Raw genomic sequence first — 15977 nt, forward strand, 5'->3', positions numbered from 1 at the left:
GAAGTCCGAGTGAACATATAAGGCCATCGTCTCGAGCGGCCACTGCGCCACGTTGGACAGTCACGAAGTGACTCGATTGGCCCGAGTGCCGTCGACCGAATGCTCCGGCGACGCTACCGCTGATTCGGCGGATTCGAACTCGAGGCATCGGCTTCTCGTCCGAGACCCGACCGGACGAGTCCCAATCCGGCTAACAGACACTCGCGAAGGACCGGCGCGCCGTCGACGAGCCATACCACCAGCGCCGCCCCGGCAAGTCCGAGTTGTGCCCACAGATACGTCGAGATATCGCCAGCGAGCATATCACTCGAGTAGCGACCGAACAGGTCGAAAAATGCCTCGAGGAAACCTGGCCCAGGGGAGTGTCCCTCGACCGTAGCGACCGGCCAGAGCATGAGTTCGGGCTGCAAGACATCCTTCCGGAACACTGAGTCTACAACGTCGCCAAAGGGATGTGACAGGTAGCCGAGTCCGAACGCGAGACCGACCCGCGGCCGTGTCGCGACGTTCGCGATCGTTCCAACGAGAATCGCCAGCGGCACCGCGAAGAAAAGCGAGTGACCGATCGCGTAGCCGTTCTCGAACACGCCGTACTCCCAGGCGAGTGGTTTGTCAATCAGGTCCGGGAGAACCGACGCGAGGACGACAGCGAACGCCTCGAGTCCGGTGGGCGAGTCACGAAAAAGGGTGTGACAGCACAGTGAATATGCAAGATAACCGACGATCGCGTGTTCCCACGGCCACATGGCTGGATGGTCCGTCGTCCAAGGAATAGTTATGGTTCGCTTGTCGTGGCGCTCGCGGCTGAGCCGGGTCTGGGGGACTGCAACGGTCGATACAGTACTCGATAAGCCCATCTTACGAGACAACGTCTGTGATTGACAGCGTTGCTGTCACGCGTTGATGAGACTCCGGCAGTTGGAACGGAAAGTCACTCCCGTTTGACGAGCCCTTGTGAAACGGCACTGGCCGACACGAGGGGCCATGGCGACGTGTGGCTGGTCTTATAACGATAGTAGCCACTGAAAGTCATTGTACATCTGATCGAACGACAGCTATACGATCAGTGTGTGAATCGTTTCAGTGGCTACTATATATCCCCGTGGTTGCCATAGCACGACTGTGACCGACTACGCTATCGAAGCGCGCGACGTGGCGGTGACGTACGCGGACGGGACCGAGGCGGTCCGCGACGTCGATCTCCTCGTCGAACGCGGCGAATTCGTCGGCTTTCTGGGACCGAACGGCGCGGGCAAGACGACGACGATCAAGACGCTGGTGACGCTCCTGCGACCGACCGACGGCTCCATCGTTGTCAACGGGTTCGACGCCATCGAGGAGCCCCGACAGGTACGGTCGACGGTCGGGTATATGGCTCAGGAGACGAGTATCGATCCCGAGTTGACCGCTCGAGAAAACCTCCGGTTCGCGTGTGATGCCTACGGCGTGCCGCGAGCGCAGCGTGACGAGCGGATCGATGAACTGCTCGAACTTGTCGAACTAACCGATGTCGCGAACAAAGTCGCGGACGACTTCTCCGGCGGGATGAAAAAGCGCCTCGACGCGGCGACCGCGCTCGTCCACCGGCCGCCGCTGGTATTCCTCGATGAGCCGACGACTGGACTCGATCCGGCAGCGAGAAACCGGCTCTGGGAGTACTTTCGGCGGATCAACGACGAGGGAACGACCGTCTTTCTGACGACTCAGTATCTCGAGGAGGCCGACCAGTTGTGCGAGCGGCTGTCGGTCATTCAGGACGGAACGGTCGTCGCGGAGGGGACACCTGGAGAGCTGAAACGTCGCGTCGGCGGCGAGATACTCGCGGTCGAGCTGGCTGACCCCGACGAGAGTGAGCGCGCAGTAGCGGTCGCCCGCGATGAGTCGCTGTTCGCTGACGGGGCGGCGATCGAAGCAACGGAGCCGGGGCTCGCAGTGACGGCCCGCGATGCGCGCACGCGTGGGACGGAGTTGTTAGTCGCACTGCGGGACGCCGGAATCGACGTTATCGGGTTCGACGTCCGTGCACCGACGCTCGACGACGTGTTCCTCGCGGTGACGGGTGAGGGGAACGAGGACGACCCGTCGACGGAACGCGAGTCGGACACGACCGACGCTGCACGGTCCGGAACGATCGGTAACGGCGGCCGTGACTCGAGAGACGCGAGAGAATCGACGGTGAGCGACGAGAGTGAAGACGGGGACGGTGTCGATCGAGACGAGGTAAACGGATGAGTACACCAGATGTCGACCGGCACGGCGGGGGCTTCGCGAGCGACGTGTGGGTCACGTTCGTCCGGTGGACGATCAAGTCGGTTCGGAACCCGTTCGTGCTCGTCGTTTCGCTCGTCCAGCCGATCATCTTCCTCGTGCTCTTCACGCAGGTGTTCGGCGGCGTCGCGACGGCCGCCCTCGAGGGCGTCAGCTACGAGACGTATCTCGTGCCGGCGATCGTGATCCAGGTGGCGCTGGTGGCGGCCGCGACGTCGGGAATCGGGTTGGTCAACGACATCGAGACCGGGATGTTCGAGAAGATACTGGTCAGTCCGATGAACCGGACCGCCGTCTTCCTGGGGAAGACGCTCGCCGAGGTCGTCCGCATCGTCGTACAGGTCGTAATCGTGCTCGGATTGGGCGTGTTGCTCGGTGCCGAAATCGCGACCGGAATCGCGGGCGCGATCGCAATCGCGGCCATCTGTGTCGTGTTCTCGGTCTGGTTCACTGCATTCTCGAACGTGCTGGCCGTGGTGACCCGCGACGAGGAGTCGACGATTATCGGGGCGAACCTGCTTCAGTTGCCCTTGCTGTTCGTTTCGAGTGCGTTTCTCCCGTTGCCGGCGCTTCCGGATTGGATTCGGACGGTCGCGACGTTCAACCCGATCACCTACGGTGTCGACGCCGCTCGTGCAGTGATGCTCGGCGAGGATACGATGACCGTGATCGAAGTTACCCGGTTCGGCGGGATGTGGGACACGCTCGTGCCGGCACTCGCTGTTCTCGTGGGACTCGCGTTCACGTTCGGATCGGTCGCCGTCTACGCGATCGGCCGCGCAGCCAGCGCCGACGTTCGCTGATGCGGTCTGCTGGAACGATTTCCGTGCGACCGTGGGACGGTTTCGCGGCCGCACCGGAACTGACTGACAGCAGTCCGTATGCGGCCTCCGACGGTCGCCGATCTGGGAATAACCGATACCATTTAGCGACCGTGCTCGTACGAGTAGCCATGGACCGATCGGGATTCGTCAAACTCGCGGTCATCGGGTTCGGGATCGTCATCACGAGCTTCTTCGTTCGTGGGATCAGTCGGATCGTCCTCGACGTGGAAACCGCGAATCTCCTGCAGGCACCGCTCGCGATCGTCGGCTTCGGGCTCCTCCTCTATCTGTTCGTCAGAGCGACCCTCGACTTCGTCGGAATCTGGGAAGTCGAGAATCCCGATTCGTGAGACGGCCGGCCGTTGCTGTGCCTCGGTCTATCGAACCGCCGTGATGCGATCGATCCGGTACCCGAGTCGACCACCGGAAGGAAACCGTTTTTCGACCGCCGTTCGAACGTGAGGGTATGACAATCGACGTTCAGGCGATCGCGGACCTCGGGCCGGACGACCGCGCGGCCTTCTTCGAGCGCGACGCCGGCATCGAGGCGGTCAGGGAAGACGTTCGCGAGATCGTCGAGCGCGTCCACACGGAGGGCGACGTCGCCGTCCGCGAGTTTACGAGCGAGTTCGACGGTATCGAAGTCGGCAACCTCGAGATCACAGACGAGTGCGAGCGGGCCGCCGCTGAGATCGACGACGAAATCCGAACCGCGATCGAAACGGCCGCGGCGAACGTTCGCGAGTTTCACGAAGCGCAACTGCCCGACGACTGGCAACGCGAGTTCAGCGAAGGACGGACGCTGGGACGACGGTTTCGACCGATAGAGCGCGTCGGCGTCTACGTTCCCGGCGGCTCGGCGGCCTATCCCTCGAGTGCGATCATGGGGGTCGTCCCGGCGACAGTGGCCGGCGTCGGTCACGTCTCAGTGGTGACGCCACCGGCCGATGAACTGAACCCGGTGACACTGGCGGCGATCCACATCGCGGGTGCGGACGCAGTTTACGGCGTCGGCGGCGCGCAGGCGATCGCGGGGCTGGCGTACGGGACGGAGACGATCACTCGCGTTCAGAAGATCGTCGGCCCCGGCAACAAGTGGGTGACGGCGGCGAAGGCCGAAGTCCGGGGCGACGTGGAGATCGACTTCCTCGCGGGACCGAGCGAAGTGGTCGTGGTGGCCGACGAGACTGGGGACCCGGAACTCGTCGCCGCGGAACTCGTCGCCCAGGCCGAACACGACTCCAACGCCTCGGTCGTGGCCGTCACCGACGACGAGGACACCGCCCATGCCGTGGCCGCGGCCGTCGATGACCAGATCACCGCGCGCGAGCGCGAGGATGTGATTCGGGAGGCGCTCGCGAACGACGCGAGCGGGGTCCTCCACGCCCGGTCGATGAGCGAGGCGATCCTCTTTACCGAGGCGTATGCACCCGAGCACCTCTCGATCATCGCCGACGACGACGAGTCGATCCTCGAGCGGATCGAGAGCGCGGGGAGCGTCTTCCTCGGGCCGAACACGCCCGTCGCGGCTGGCGACTACGCCAGCGGAACGAACCACGTCCTGCCGACCAACGGCGGTGCGCGAGTCACCGGCGGCCTCTCCGTGGAGACGTTCCTCCGGTCGACGACGGTCCAGCGACTCTCCAGGGAGGGACTCGCCGAACTAGGCGGGACGATCACGGCGCTCGCGGACGCCGAGGGGCTCGAGGCCCACGCCGAGAGCGTTCGAACCCGGCTCGACGAGGAAGCGGATCGGTAAGGATCGGTGAAATACTGTCGATCGATGGTTTTTCAATTCGCTGAACTGCAAGCTGGTTTTACGTGGCTGGAGAACGGAAAGGGAAATGAGATGGAACCGCGTGTCGATCCGACGGACAGGCGCGTCCTCGAGCGCAACTACGATTACGCACAGAAGAACGTGCGGCTCCTCTCGATGTGGTACGACTGTGAGCTCGAACGGATGCTCGAACTCCTAGCGGAACACGACATCGAGCTCTCGCGCAACGACAAACGACAGTTCGGCCCCTACTATCGTTCGTTCCGGCAGCGCTCGAACTGGTGAACAAACGCGAGAACCGAGGAACGCACTCGCTCGAGCGAAGACGGAACCCGATTCGGCTAGTCCCGGAGAGAATGGCGTCACAGTTAACATCGTTGCGCCGGAATGGAGAGGTATGAGCACGGACAGTATGGACGGCGGGGAGGCGGACACGCGTCCGAAAATCGAAGTGACCGAGGACGCGGCCGAACAGGCCCTCTCCCTGCTCGAGGGAGAGGACCTCGACGTGACTGAAGCTGGCCTCCGGTTGTTCGTCCAGCAGGGCGGCTGTGCCGGTCTCTCCTACGGGATGCGGTTCGACGACGCACCGGACGACGACGACACGATTTACGAACACCACGAGCTGCGCGTGTTCGTCGATCCGGCGAGCCTGAAGTACATCGAGGGCAGCGTCCTCGACTACGAGGACGGCCTGCAAGCCGAAGGGTTCCACGTGGACAATCCGAACGTCGTCAGCGAGTGCGGCTGTGGCGAATCGTTCCGGACATAATCGATCACACGAACAGCGATTCCCGCCACCCACCCCTCCGCCGTTTTGCCCAGTCGACCGAACGCCGACAGCACTGGGAGTGGAGAGCGTAGAACTCGAGCGACAAAAAACGGGAGCGGTTCGAGTAACCGGCCGGACTCGAGACGGCGCTTACTCCTCGAGTTCGAAGGCGACGGTGACTTCGGCCTGATACTCGCGGTCGTCGGCGCTGGCGACCTCGACGCCCAGTTCGTCGACCTCGATCCACTGAACGTTCTGGAGGGTAGCTTCCGCGCGGTCGATCGCGTCGTCTGCTGCGGCGTCGAAGCTCTCGGGACTGGTGCCGATGAGCGTAATTTTCTTGAATACCATCGCCCCTCCACCTACGAGCCATATCGACGTAAAACTGCTGTCGGTTTCACGAAGAGAAGCCCGCTGGTGTCGGTAACGGCGACGGCGAACGGGTCACTCGGTCCGTGACTCGAGGCGCTCGCGGATCGCACCGGAGACGTCAGTGAGGTAGGCACCGCCCCATAGCGCGACGACGATCGCGCCGATCGAGTTGAAGACGAAATCGAGCATCGTGTCCTCGAGCCCGTACTGCGTGAGCACGGCTTTGACGCCGAGTGCGTCGGCCGAGAGTGCGATTACGAACTCCAGGATTTCCCAGAGAACGCCAAAGGCCAGGACGAAGAGTAGAATGAACACGGCGACGAACCGGCGGGGAAAGTAAATGCCCGCCGCGTGCTCGTGGAGCGCGCGGACGGTGGCGTAGCCCACGCCCGCGACCAGCGACGCCGACAGGGCGTGGGTCATGTGGTCCCACCACCAGACCTGACTGTAGAGCGTCGCGGTGGCACCGGGCAGCCCGACGGTACCGAACGCGTGGAGGAAAACGGCGGTGGTGATCCACAGGGTGAGACGCGGATCCATCGGGATCTCGTAGTCGCGCTCGAGCAGCGGCGGGAGCTGGGTCACGGCCAGCGCCACGCCGGTGTTGATGACGATCCCACCGTTGCCCCGCTCGATCCCGACGAACAGCATGCCGACCAGCCCGATCTCCATGAGATAGGTGAGCTGCCGCTGGCGATGCTGGGACGGCAACCAATTCGTGAGATTACGCATCGTCACCCTCCGCGATTCCGCGGGCGTTCTCGGGGAGACGCTGCGCCGAACGGGCGAGTCGTCTGAAATAGAGTTCGAAGACGACGCCGGCACCGAGCCCGCTGACCGCCGAGTAGACGAACTCCCACATGACGTCGTCGTGGTCGGCCGTAAACGGGACGCCGAGTATGCCGGCGATGCTCCACCGAAAGAGGGCCCAGAGCGCCGCGGCGGCCATCGTCGCGACCACGACGAAGACGACGGCAAAGCTGGGAGTCATGCGAACGGAGGTGAACGTCTGAAGTTCGACGACGAGAACGAGCGCGATAGCCGCAACGGAGAGATACGACGTAATGTGTCCCGTCAACCGGTCGGCACCGAAAGCGACGGCGAGTACCGGCAGCGCCGCGAGCAACAGGACCTCCCAGGGAAGCATGACCAGCGGCGATCGGAAGGCGACGGGTGGGAGCAGCGCGAGGACGACGAGTATCGCTGCGAACGTCGTCCAGAGGTTCCCATCGGTCACCAGTGCGCCGACGCCGATGGCCGCGATAGCGGCGACTAATACCCACGCAATCGCCGCGTTCGATCGCCCGTCCGCGATCAATCCCTCGAGTAAGGTCTGAGCCACACTGACTCGTATCGAGCGTTCTCACAAAAACATATGCCGTCATTGATTGAAATGACGCTGGAACGAGAGCAGCGAGACTTCGATAATCCGTTCTTCACATCGGCACGACGAACAGGTAGACGATCGCGTACGCAACCAGAGCGAACGCAATGGCTGCCAGTGCCGTAAGCGAGCGCTCGAGGACCGCGTCCGACGACGGGAGTCGGCGAGAGGTCGCGCGCGGGAACGCCAGCGAGGGGGTATCCCGAACGACGCCACAGAGCAGGCCGACGCCGAGGATGGAGAAGACGAAGTGATAGGACACCTCGAGGGTCGGCGGCGTCACCGCGAGCGCGGCGACGCCGTACGCCGCGCCCACCCCGGCCCGGCGGTCGACGAACCCGAGGAGCGACCGATCGGTGAGCCGGCAAATCGTCACGAGTGCGAACGCGATCGCGGCGAGTTCGATCGCGAACGCGCCCAGCAAGTGCAGCGTCGGGTCCGAATGCAAGACGACGCGCGACTCGAGCGCGGGGGAGCCAAACGGGAAGAGCCAATCCGGGGGTGAGCCGGTAACGAGGTCCCCCCACGGATGCGACCAGAGGCCCCACAGCGCGGCGAGGGCGACCGTCGACGGCGAGAGCGGCGACGCTCGCGCGGCCCAGCGAGCGACGAGGATGCCGCTCGCCGCGAATAGCCCCATCACGAGCGCGGCGAGCGGGCCGTCCCAGACGAGTGCAACGGCGACGAGAGCCCCGAGGGTGCCGATCGCACCGGTCCGAAGGGCTCGCGCTCGAGCGGTGCGACCGCTGACGGCGAGCAGACCGAACGCCGGCGCGGCGATCGCGCCGACGACCAGCGAGTGGGTGACCGAGCGGTGGACGACCCGGCTTGCGTCCCAGAAGGCCGTCGACGCTCCGAGCGCTCCGTCCGCTGCGTGCCACTCGAGGAGGCCGACGAGCGCGTATGCGACATCGATATCCGGAATCGCAGCGAACGCGCCCGCGACGATTCCGACGAACAGGGCCGGTCGGCGATCCCAGCCTCTCCAGTCGGCGACCAGCGCCGCGACGGCGAACGCGAACAGGGCATGGCCGATGAACACAACATGTCGAATACGGAATGCGTGGGCTTAAGCGACTCGCCCCAGTGCCAGACGGTGGCAGTTACCACTCGAGAGGCGATGACCGAACTCGGGCCGTCGTCGAACGGACGCTCGACCTGTCGTCAAACGGACACTGGGCCTGTCGTCGAGTCGAGCGTCGATACCTGCAGACGGCCACCGCGGGTCTGTCGTTCGCCGCTGTCGGTAGGTCTTTGCGGATGGCAAGCGAGCACACGCCCATGGCTCAGCAACCGTCGACCGAGGCGACTCGCGCGCCGTCCGTTGGCGAACTCACTCCCCCGAATCGAACCCTGATGGGGCCAGGACCGAGCGACGTGAACCCGCGCGTGCTCCGGGCGATGAGCACGCCGCTCGTGGGTCACCTCGATCCCGCCTTCATCGAGATTATGGACGAGGTCCAGGAGCTGTTGCGCTACACCTTTCGAACGGACAATCAGTGGACGATTCCGGTCTCGGGGACCGGCTCGGCCGCGATGGAGGCCGCGATCGGCAACGTCGTCGAACCCGGCGACACGATGCTCGTCCCGACGAACGGCTACTTCGGCGGCCGGATGGCCTCGATGGCCCAGCGGGCCGGCGGCGAGGTCGTCGAGGTCGACGCTCCGTGGGGCGAACCGCTCGAGCCCGATGACGTCGCGGACGCGCTGGCCGAACACGACCCCGAGGTCTTCGGGTTCGTCCACGCCGAGACGAGTACTGGGGTGCTCCAGCCCACTGTCCCCGAGCTAACGGCAGCGGCTCACGACCACGACGCGCTCGTAATCGCCGACAGCGTCACCTCGCTGGGCGGCGTGGAGCTGCGGGTCGACGAGTGGGACATCGACGTGGCCTACTCGGGGCCACAGAAGTGTCTCTCCTGTCCGCCGGGTGCCAGCCCGCTGACCCTCTCGGACGAGGCGATGGAGAAGGTCCTCTCGCGCGAGGAAGACCCTCGCTCGTGGTATCTCGATCTCTCACTGCTCGAGGGCTACTGGGGCGAGGAGCGCGCGTATCACCACACCGCGCCGATCACGAACGTCTACGCGCTCCGGGAGGCGCTGCGCCTCGTCGCCGAGGAAGGAATCGAAGCCCGCTGGGCGCGCCACGAGCGACTGGCCGGTGCACTGAAAGCCGGCATGGAGGCGATGGGCCTCGAGATGAACGCACCCGACGAGTACTGGCTACCGAGCCTGAACGCCGTCCGCGTCCCGGCGGGCATCGACGACGGCGAGGTCTGCGACGCGCTGATCGAGCAATACGACCTCGAGATCGCCGGTGGGCTGGGCGATCTCGCCGGCGAAATCTTCCGAATCGGTTGCATGGGCCACTCAGCGCGGCCCGAGAACGTGATCTACGTGGTGACGGCGCTCGGTGACGTCCTCGAGTCGATGGGGGCGGCCGTCGATCCGGGTGCAGGCGTGACTGCGACGCGCAACGCGCTCGAAGAATAAGGAACGTCGCGACGGTCACTCGTGGACCGTCGGTTTCTATGCTGTTACTCGCGGTCCTGGAGGCGCTCGTTCGACCTGATAGTCCTCCCCGTCGACGACGATGATGGCCCACTCGTAGTTCGGATTCGTCCGTTCGAGTCGCGCCTCGAGATCGTCCGCGTCCTCGGGTTCGGCGACGAAACAGTGGAACTGTCCCGACGAAGCGGGCGGAAGCTCGTCCGCCTCGAGGACGGCGTTTACGTGGACGACTTTCCACGCGCGTTCGGCGCGAAACTCGGGGCCGTTGCCTTCGACGGTGTAACCCAGCTCAGCGAAGATCGACCTGGCCTGCTCGACGAGTCGCATGTTAACAGGACCCATTCACTACTACCTATGTCGGCATCCACCATAAATGTTAGTACGTAACAAGAATGCCCAGTTACTTCTCCACTAGTTGGAACTACCCAGTGATTTCGGTTCGGCTGTGTCCCGGTATCAGGAGTTTTCGTCAGTAATCGTCTATTAGGACGTTCCATCACACGACGACCGGTTTCGGTGTGCCCGGTGCAGCGACGGCGTCACTCGTGAGCGGCGTCCCACTCGGTGGGCTTCCGGAAGTTCCCACATCGGTTGCATTTGATTCGGCCCATCGAATCCATCGCGTTGTCGAGGGTCTCGCAGTTCGTACAGAACCAGCCGTAGCGGCTGGTGGTATCGCTGGATTCGTAGGCGACGAGGAACGGCCCCTTCGACCCCTTGTCGCCGTCCGTCTCCGAAATATAGACGGTGCCGTCATCATCGGTCGACCAGGTTTGCATGTCCGCCCATACCGTCGCTCGCGGTAAATGACTGTCTGTCCGGGTCGATATCGCCTCCTCGAGCACCTCACGTCCCTGAGAACCGCACCGGATTGGCCGACGGTTCGGACGATAGTGTGTGACAGGTTTGCAGTGTGGACTATCCGTACTGAAAGGTTTACCCGCACGGAAATCGTTCGAACGGCTAATGTCGCTGGTCGTGGTTCCCGTTCGGTATCCGTTGTCGAAGCATTCGAGACGAACGCTCGAGCGGGCGATCGAGGTCGCCCGCGAGCGGGAGGCCGCGTTAACAGTCCTCCACGTCGACCTCTACCAGAACGGGAAAAAAGTGACGCGTCTGGACCTGAAAAACGCCGTCGAGAGAGCGTACGGACGGCTGGAAAACACCCGCTACGTCGTTCGGACCGGCTTTCTCGTCGAGGAGAGCATCCTCGACGAAGTCGCGGCGGAGCAAGCCGACGCCGTCGTCATCGGGAGCAAGCAAGCGAGTCGGCTCCGACGCATCTTCCAGCGCTTTACGGACAACCCCGATATCGATCGATATCTCCGGAGCCATCTCGACTGTGAAGTCATTACGGTCGAAAGCGCAAGCGCGTAGGCCCCTGGACTTCCGCGTGCAATTCTCCGTCTCCGATCCCCCGCCGACCGCTGTTACTTGTCACCCGCGTTTCGGACGACGAACACTGGAATCGAAGCGTTGTCGACCACCCGCTCCGAGACGCTCCCGAGCGAAGTCACCTTCTCGCGTGGACTCTTCCCTCGAGTGCCGATGACGATCAGATCGATCCCCTGCTCGTCGGCGTACTCGAGGATCGTTTTCGCGGGTGTTCCCTGACGCACCTCGCTGACGGTCTCGAGCCCCTCGGCCGTCGCTCGTTCCGCAACGGTGGCGACGGCCTTCTGGCCCTCGTCCTCGAGCGTCCGCTCGAGGTCCGTACTGGTGTCTTCGCCGGCAGCAGCGGTGACGCGGCTATCGACCACGTACAGCGAGTGGACCGTCGCGTCGTTGTTCGCGGCGATCGGCAGTCCGTGAGCCAGCGTCTGGGAAATCGTGTCGCTTCCGTCGGTGGGTATGAGAACATCGTCGTACATCTGTCGGATACGTTGTGATTGGTGTGGGGGGCGTATAAATCATCACCACGATGGACACCGGGAGAAGAGCGTGCAGTCGTGAGCGAGAGCGCAGTCGTTACCGGTCGGCCGGGTCCGCGGGGCTCCCGCCCGGTTCGACGGGTGAGTCCGCGGCCGTGCGCTCGAATCGCGAGTCGTCAACGGCCAGTCGTGCGACGCCGCTGGTTTCGTCGAAGACGTGGTGGCGGTGTGGGTAGGCGAACTCCACGTCGAGATCTGCCAACCGTTCGCCGATAGCGTCTTGCACCGCCGACCGGACGACGGTCTGCTTGTAGGGGTGTTTCATCCAGAAGAACAGTTCCAGAGCGATCCCGTGGTCGCCGTACTCGGTGATGTAACAGGAGGGTGCTGCGGCGTATCGGGCGCTGCCGATCCGAATGTCCGGACCGCCGGAGATGACGTCGTCGACGCCTCGGGCGGCTCGTTCGGTGGCCTTTCGCGCCGCCTCGAGGTCGCTCTCGTAGGTGATATCGAGTCTGAGCGAGACCCGCGTGCGCTCGTCTTCCGCGGAGTAATTGATAACATCGCGCGCGTGGATCTCGGAGTTCGGAATGACGATGAAGGTGTTCTGGAGCGTGAAGATCTTGGTGTACCGGATCGTGATGTCCTCGACGAACCCGCGGTGACCGGCGTCGGAGACCTCGATCATGTCGCCGATCTCGTAGGGCCGGTCGGCGAGGACGTAGAGACCGTTGATCAGACTGCCGACCACCGGGGCGAGCACGACTGCGATGACGGCCGATATCACGGTCACTGAGAGGAGGATTTGCGTGTCGCCGACGCCGAGGATACTCGCAGCGACGACGGCCGCCCAGAGGAGAACGGCGGCCCTGACACCGCGGAGAGCGGTTCGCGTGACGCTCGGTCGTTCGATTCGACGGGCGACCGTTCGACCGGCGATCCGAACCGCGACCTTCGAGAGGTACCAGCCGACGACGAGCACGACGAACGCGAGGGCAATCTCGATGAGGATCTCGGGAGGATCACCAGGGATGTTGCGCTGAATCACGTTGACCGCCGAGCTCGCATCTCCCGCGGAGCTCGCGTTCTCCTGAAGGACCCTGCGCATGGCAACACTCTCAGGCCGGTAGTGGTTAAGGGTTCTGACCATCAGTTTCGGCCACCGGTCATGTAACAACCCGATTTCGAAAACGCGTGCTACTCAGAATATAATAAATCATTTAGCCGCCGGGATCGTAGGGGCGGATATGGCACCAGACGAACTTCGCTCGACGGTCGAGCGTGTCGGGGACCGCTTCAACCTCGGCGAATACGAAATCGACGCCTATCTCACCGTATTGGAGCAGGGACAGCTCACGGCGAGCGAGATCGCGGACCGAACGGACATCCCCCAGCCCCGAGTGTACGATACCGTCCGGAGTCTCAGCGACCGCGGCCTCGTCGAACTGCGCGAATCCCGTCCCATGAAGGTCGTCGCGATCGATCCCGGGGAGGCGTTCGACGACGTCCAGACCTCCTTCGAACAGATGATCGACGAACTCGAGGCCCGCTACACCGCGCCGGCGCGCGACACGGAGGCGGTCTCCCTCGTGAAATCGCGATCGACGATCCTGCGCTACCTCGAGGAGGTCATCGACGGTGCGGAGTTCGAACTCGCGCTTTCGCTGACGCCGGACCTGCTGACCCGGTTCGAAGCGGAGTTGCGCGACGCGATCGAGACCGGCGTGAGCGTCGACCTGATCGTGACGCCGGCGAGCGAGGCGCCCGATCCGGCGGAGTTCGCGTACGGCGAGGTTGCGTCGACCGCCCGCGCCCGGCGGGGAATCACAACGCCGGTCGTCGCCGTTGCCGACGGCAGCTATTCGGTCTACGCGACGCAAGACGCCCTGCGGGACGATCAGGATCGCTACGGCGTCATCTTCAACCGGTCGGCGCTGGGCTTTCTCGTCTCTAGTTTCTTCGGGACCGTTCTCTGGACGACCACCGACCAAACGCTCGGCGAGGACGACACCGCGAGATCGTATCCACGAAAGTACGCCTCGATCCGCCGGTGCGTGAAAGATCTGCTCGACGAGGGCGGCGAGTTCTACGCGACCGTCGACGGTCGCGACGTCGAGGTCGGCGGCAAGCGGATCGTCCGCGGTCGGGTCCGCGACATCTCCTTCGAGGTCAGCGAGGAAGTCGCTAGCATCACGATCGAAACAGCGGAGGGCGAGGAACTCTCCGTCGGTGGTCGCGTCGCCGCCCTCGAGGACATCGAGGCCCACGAGATCCGCATCGGTCGGAACGAGCCGCCGACCCTCGAGGATCGCTGATCGCTCCCAGCGCGGAGAATCGGGCCTCGAGCGCCGAGCCGACGAGGTGGCTTCGAGCGCCGAGCCGACGAGGTGGCTTCGAGCGCCGAGCCGACGAGGTGGCTTCGAGCGTCGAGCCGTCGAAATCAGCTCCGGTTGGATAGGAGAGCGTGTGCATCAAGCCGATCCGGCAGAATCTGCCCGCCGAGGAAGAGGGGTGCTCTCGTAGCCCAACGGCCGGCAGTTGCCGACCGCTGGCGCGCAACAGGTGAGTAGAGCCTCACTTCCGAGCCGCTTTGCAAACATGTCGATGGCAATCCTCACAGCGTTCACCATTGGGAGACCATAACTGGAACGCGATTCGAACACTCACATTTTATTACCATATTTATAGCTAACAATTAAGGTGATGAACGTGGTCCGTTACCCCGCATGGGACGCGAATCCACCGGCCGACGCGACCGCACTCGCGTCAGACGACGGTCGTTCCTGAAAGCTGCATCGGCGTCGACAGCAGGAGCGGTCGCCGTCACCGGCTGCCTCGGTCGGGGTCGCAGCCCGGGACGGGTGGTGATGACCGCCGCTCAGGACGTTGCGGGGATCATGCACAGCGACGGAGACGATCCGTCGATTCAGAAAGCGCTGTGGGACGCCGGTCTCGACGAGGACATCCGCGTCGAGATTCAGACCGTCGTCAGCGACTCCGCATCGCGAATGCAGACGACCCAGTCGGCACTCGAGGCGGGGCGGGCTCCCCCCGACATTCACATGATGGACAGCGGCTGGACGGTCCCGTTTATCCTTCGCGAGCAGACGGTCAACCTGACCGAACGCTTCCCGGAGGATGTCCTCAGCTACGTCAACGACACCTATCTCGAGGCGATCCTCGAGACGGCGCGCCATCCGCAAAACGGCAATCTACACGCCCTGCCGCTGTTTCCCGATCTGGGGTTTACCCTCTACCGTGAGGACCTCATCGAGGACGCCGGCTACGACACGAGCGGCTGGGGGACCGATCCACCTCGCTGGGAGGAGTTCGCGAACGCGGTCCGAGATGCGAGGGACGGAGCCGACCTCAACTACGGACTCACGACGCAGGCGGCCGCCTACGAGGGGCTGTCGTGTTGTACGTTCAACGAGGTGATGACGACATGGGGCGGCGCGTACTACGGCGGGGTCGAGAACCTGTTTACCGCCGGTGACCGACCGATCACGGTCGACGACCAGCGGGTCATCGACGCGATCCGGATGATGCGATCGTTCATCGAAGGAGAGGAGGGAAACACCCTCGAACGGTACCCCCAGATCTGTCCGTCAGCGATCGTCCAGTGGACGGAACAGCAGTCGCTCGCCCCGTTCTCGGGCGGTGAGGCCGTCTCGAACCGCAACTGGTCGTATGCGATCGCGGAGACCGGGACCGAGGATGCCTTCAACGAGAACCTCGGCGTCATGACGAGACCGTACGCGGTCTCCCGGGAGGAAGCCCAGTACGCGGACGTCGGCGGCACCGCCGCGGCGCTGGGCGGTTGGAACCTCGCGGTGAGCCGGTTTTCGGATCGCCAGAAGGAAGCGCTGCAGGTCCTCGAGGCCTTCGCCACCGAGGACGTAATGCTCACGGTCTTCGAACTGGGTGGCTTCCTCCCGCCGAACCTCGAGTTGGTCGCGGAGGCCAGTCCGGACGATGTCGGGCCCGTCGTCCGCTACGCCGACGTGGTCCAGTCGGCCAGCGAGAACGCGATTCCGCGACCGGCGACCGACCTCTGGCCCGAGCAGTCGGCGCTGATATACCAGGAAGTGAACGCGGCGTACCGCGGCGAAAAAGCACCCAAGGCTGCGATGAGCGATCTTGCGAACGAACTCCAGCAGAGCGAAGCGGAGGTGCAAACGAATGGGAACTGATTCCG

Annotated in this window: 19 protein-coding genes; 10 read left to right on the forward strand and 9 right to left on the reverse strand. The window is 63.9% G+C overall.

Features of this window, described 5'->3' with window-relative positions:
- Positions 1 to 113: 113 nt before the first annotated feature.
- A complete protein-coding gene (locus tag ACEWFR_RS08150) occupies positions 114 to 746 on the reverse strand; it encodes a metal-dependent hydrolase (RefSeq protein WP_374060561.1) in 633 nt (210 codons plus the stop codon).
- 376 nt (positions 747 to 1122) lie between these two features.
- On the opposite strand from ACEWFR_RS08150, the gene ACEWFR_RS08155 reads away from it, so the two are divergent.
- From ACEWFR_RS08155 to ACEWFR_RS08180, 6 genes are all read left to right on the forward strand, one after another.
- Positions 1123 to 2232, forward strand: coding sequence for an ATP-binding cassette domain-containing protein (locus ACEWFR_RS08155; protein WP_374060562.1), 1110 nt, complete (start codon positions 1123 to 1125; stop codon positions 2230 to 2232).
- Positions 2229 to 3071, forward strand: a complete 843-nt coding sequence (locus ACEWFR_RS08160; protein ID WP_374060563.1) for an ABC transporter permease — start codon at positions 2229 to 2231, stop codon at positions 3069 to 3071. Before ACEWFR_RS08155 ends, ACEWFR_RS08160 begins: the two co-directional genes overlap by 4 nt.
- Positions 3072 to 3220: 149 nt before the next feature.
- Positions 3221 to 3442, forward strand: a complete 222-nt coding sequence (locus tag ACEWFR_RS08165) for a hypothetical protein (protein WP_374060564.1) — start codon at positions 3221 to 3223, stop codon at positions 3440 to 3442.
- Between the two features lie 116 nt (positions 3443 to 3558).
- Entirely contained in the window at positions 3559 to 4851 is a 1293-nt protein-coding gene (gene hisD / locus ACEWFR_RS08170; protein ID WP_374060565.1) for a histidinol dehydrogenase, read from the forward strand.
- Positions 4852 to 4941: 90 nt separating this feature from the next.
- Entirely contained in the window at positions 4942 to 5154 is a 213-nt protein-coding gene (locus ACEWFR_RS08175) for a hypothetical protein (protein ID WP_098727081.1), read from the forward strand.
- Between the two features lie 112 nt (positions 5155 to 5266).
- Entirely contained in the window at positions 5267 to 5641 is a 375-nt protein-coding gene (locus ACEWFR_RS08180; protein ID WP_098727082.1) for an iron-sulfur cluster assembly accessory protein, read from the forward strand.
- 150 nt (positions 5642 to 5791) lie between these two features.
- Here the strand turns inward: ACEWFR_RS08180 and ACEWFR_RS08185 are convergent, their stop codons facing one another.
- From ACEWFR_RS08185 to ACEWFR_RS08200, 4 genes are all read right to left on the reverse strand, one after another.
- Positions 5792 to 5992, reverse strand: a complete 201-nt coding sequence (locus ACEWFR_RS08185; RefSeq protein ID WP_006180927.1) for a dodecin — start codon at positions 5990 to 5992, stop codon at positions 5792 to 5794.
- Positions 5993 to 6085: 93 nt separating this feature from the next.
- Positions 6086 to 6745 (reverse strand): hypothetical protein, encoded by a 660-nt coding sequence (locus ACEWFR_RS08190; protein ID WP_374060566.1) that lies wholly within the window; start codon positions 6743 to 6745, stop codon positions 6086 to 6088.
- Positions 6738 to 7355, reverse strand: coding sequence for a hypothetical protein (locus ACEWFR_RS08195; RefSeq protein WP_374060567.1), 618 nt, complete (start codon positions 7353 to 7355; stop codon positions 6738 to 6740). The genes ACEWFR_RS08190 and ACEWFR_RS08195 overlap by 8 nt, the downstream gene beginning before the upstream one ends.
- Positions 7356 to 7449: 94 nt before the next feature.
- The gene (locus ACEWFR_RS08200; protein WP_374060568.1) at positions 7450 to 8439 is read right to left on the reverse strand and encodes a metal-dependent hydrolase; all 990 of its coding nucleotides are present in this window, start codon (positions 8437 to 8439) and stop codon (positions 7450 to 7452) included.
- Between the two features lie 239 nt (positions 8440 to 8678).
- Here ACEWFR_RS08200 and ACEWFR_RS08205 point away from each other — a divergent pair, with 239 nt between their 5' ends.
- Positions 8679 to 9890 (forward strand): alanine--glyoxylate aminotransferase family protein, encoded by a 1212-nt coding sequence (locus ACEWFR_RS08205; RefSeq protein ID WP_374060569.1) that lies wholly within the window; start codon positions 8679 to 8681, stop codon positions 9888 to 9890.
- 36 nt (positions 9891 to 9926) lie between these two features.
- Here the strand turns inward: ACEWFR_RS08205 and ACEWFR_RS08210 are convergent, their stop codons facing one another.
- Together ACEWFR_RS08210 and ACEWFR_RS08215 are read right to left on the reverse strand one after the other, a co-directional pair.
- Positions 9927 to 10235, reverse strand: coding sequence for a hypothetical protein (locus ACEWFR_RS08210; RefSeq protein WP_374060749.1), 309 nt, complete (start codon positions 10233 to 10235; stop codon positions 9927 to 9929).
- A 212-nt stretch (positions 10236 to 10447) separates the two neighbouring features.
- Complete coding sequence (locus ACEWFR_RS08215; protein ID WP_374060570.1) at positions 10448 to 10687, reverse strand: DUF5816 domain-containing protein; 240 nt, start codon at positions 10685 to 10687, stop codon at positions 10448 to 10450.
- A gap of 187 nt (positions 10688 to 10874) precedes the next feature.
- Here ACEWFR_RS08215 and ACEWFR_RS08220 point away from each other — a divergent pair, with 187 nt between their 5' ends.
- A complete protein-coding gene (locus tag ACEWFR_RS08220; protein WP_374060571.1) occupies positions 10875 to 11285 on the forward strand; it encodes a universal stress protein in 411 nt (136 codons plus the stop codon).
- Positions 11286 to 11338: 53 nt separating this feature from the next.
- On the opposite strand, the gene ACEWFR_RS08225 is transcribed toward ACEWFR_RS08220, so the two are convergent.
- Positions 11339 to 11779, reverse strand: coding sequence for a universal stress protein (locus tag ACEWFR_RS08225; RefSeq protein WP_374060572.1), 441 nt, complete (start codon positions 11777 to 11779; stop codon positions 11339 to 11341).
- Positions 11780 to 11876: 97 nt separating this feature from the next.
- Entirely contained in the window at positions 11877 to 12887 is a 1011-nt protein-coding gene (locus ACEWFR_RS08230) for a mechanosensitive ion channel family protein (RefSeq protein WP_374060573.1), read from the reverse strand.
- Positions 12888 to 13026: 139 nt separating this feature from the next.
- Here ACEWFR_RS08230 and trmB point away from each other — a divergent pair, with 139 nt between their 5' ends.
- A complete protein-coding gene (gene trmB, locus ACEWFR_RS08235) occupies positions 13027 to 14094 on the forward strand; it encodes an HTH-type sugar sensing transcriptional regulator TrmB (RefSeq protein WP_374060574.1) in 1068 nt (355 codons plus the stop codon).
- 411 nt (positions 14095 to 14505) lie between these two features.
- Positions 14506 to 15972 carry an extracellular solute-binding protein gene (locus ACEWFR_RS08240; RefSeq protein ID WP_374060575.1) on the forward strand — a complete coding sequence of 489 codons (1467 nt, stop codon included), beginning with the start codon at positions 14506 to 14508 and terminating at the stop codon, positions 15970 to 15972.
- The last annotated feature ends 5 nt before the right edge of the window (positions 15973 to 15977 follow it).

It is taken from the genome of Natrinema sp. H-ect4 (assembly GCF_041894845.1).
Classification (GTDB): Archaea; Halobacteriota; Halobacteria; order Halobacteriales; family Natrialbaceae; genus Natrinema.